Here is a 1,974-nt window from a genome sequence, read left to right on the forward strand (position 1 = left end):
CGATTCCGCGCATGGGTATAGTCGGCAAACAGCACCAGCGCCGCCAGCCCGGCCGAACCGATGGCATAGCCCTTGGTGACGGCCATCGTAGGCGGCCACCGTTTCGATGCGGTCGGCCACCAGCACGCGCTTGGCCGAGAGCACCGCGACGCGGTCGCAGATGGCGTAGAGGGTATCGAGGTCGTGCGTGACCAGGAATACGGTCAGCCCCAGCGCATCGCGCAGGGTCAGGATCAGGCGGTCGAAGGCGGCGGCGCTGATGGGGTCCAGTCCGGCCGTGGGTTCGTCCAGGAACAGGATGTCCGGGTCCAGCGCCAGGGCGCGGGCCAGCGCGGCGCGCTTGATCATGCCGCCCGAGAGCGCGGCCGGATACTTGTCGCCGGCGGCAATGGGCAGGCCCGCCAAGGCCAGCTTCATGGCCGACACGCCACGCGCTTCCTCGGCATTGAGGCCGCCGTATTCGGTCAGGGGCAGGGCGATGTTTTCCAGTACGGTCAAGGAAGAGAACAGCGCGCCCTGCTGGAACAGCACGCCGAAGCGTCGCTCATAACGCGAGCGCACTTCGCTGGACAAGGCCGACAGGTCTTGCCCGAACACTTTTACCTGCCCGGCAGCCGGGCGCTGCAAGCCGACGATACTGCGCAGCAGGACCGACTTGCCGGTGCCGGAGCCGCCCACCACGCCCAGGATTTCGCCGCGTCGCACCTGCAACGCCAACTGGTCGTGCACCACCTGTGCGCCGAACTGGTTGCGCAGGCCGCGCACGTCGATGATGTTGTCGACGGTGCTGTCGGTGTTGTTGGTGTCATTGGTGGCGTTTGCGTTCACCATCCCATCTCCATGAAGAACAGGGCCGCCAGCGCATCGAGCAGGATCACCACGAAGATCGACTGCACCACGCTGGAGGTGGTGTGTTCGCCCACCGACTGGGCGCTGCCGCTGACCTTGAAGCCCTCGTTGCAACCGATGAGCGCGATCACGAAGGCAAACAGCGGTGCCTTGACCATGCCCAGCACGAAGTGGCGTATGCCCACGTCCTGCTGTACCAGCGACAGGAACATGGTCGGGCTGATGTCCAGCGATAGCGCACACACCATGGCCCCGCCCAGCAGACCCGACATCATGCCGATGAAGGTCAGCAGCGGCATGGATACCAGCAGGGCCAGGAGGCGCGGCAGCACCAGCAGGTTGACCGGGTCCAGGCCGAGGGCGCGGATGGCATCGATTTCTTCATTGGCCTTCATCGAGCCGATCTGCGCCGTAAAGGAACTGGCGGTGCGCCCGGCCATCAGGATCGCGGTCAGCAGCACGGCGAATTCGCGCAGGAAGGAGAAGGCCACCAGGTCCACCGTATAGAGGCTGGCGCCGAAGTCGGCCAGCACGGTGGCCCCCAGGAAGGCCACCACCGCTCCCACCATGAAGGTGAGCAGCGAAACGATGGGTACCGCATCCAGCCCGGTCTGTTCCACCTGTGCCACCACGGCCGTGAAGCGCCAGCGCGAGGGGCGCCAGAATGAACTGGCCAGGGTTTGCAGGCATAGTCCGGTAAAGCCCAGCAAGTCGCGCGTACATCCGCGCAGGTTGAGGGTGGCTATGCCGGCGCGTTCCAGCATGTCGGTGATCCAGGCCTGGCGTGGTGCGGCGGCCTTGGGCATGGCGATGGCCTTGGCGTCGGCCACGGTGGCCAGCAGGCCGCGCCAGGCGCGTGGCAGATTGCTGTCTTCGCCGGTCTGGCGCAGGGCCATCGGCACCCCCAGCAAATCCACCAGCAGCTTGGCGCCCACGGTATCGAAAGCGCTCAGTGCAGAAAACGTCAACACCAGATCGTCGCCGATGGCTGGCCGCTGCTGCGCGATCTGGCGCGACAGGCTACGGAAGTTGGACAGGGTCCAGTCGCCTTCGACGTGCAGCACCGGTGGGCTGGATGGGTCGAGGCGGAAGGTGGCGGCGGTAGTCAAGGCAGGCAGGAATGAC

2 protein-coding genes are annotated in these 1,974 nt (G+C 66.0%); both read right to left on the reverse strand.

From position 1 onward, the window contains the following. On the reverse strand, positions 1-831 hold an 831-nt coding region (locus I5W_RS09585), incomplete at its 3' end, for an ABC transporter ATP-binding protein (protein ID WP_252716969.1). Further along, entirely contained in the window at positions 825-1,967 is a 1,143-nt protein-coding gene (locus tag I5W_RS09590) for an MlaE family ABC transporter permease (protein ID WP_252716970.1), read from the reverse strand. The genes I5W_RS09585 and I5W_RS09590, both read right to left, overlap by 7 nt. Positions 1,968-1,974: the final 7 nt, after the last annotated feature.

Source organism: Herbaspirillum sp. B65, assembly GCF_000333555.1.
Lineage (GTDB): Bacteria > Pseudomonadota > Gammaproteobacteria > Burkholderiales > Burkholderiaceae_D > Herbaspirillum > Herbaspirillum rubrisubalbicans.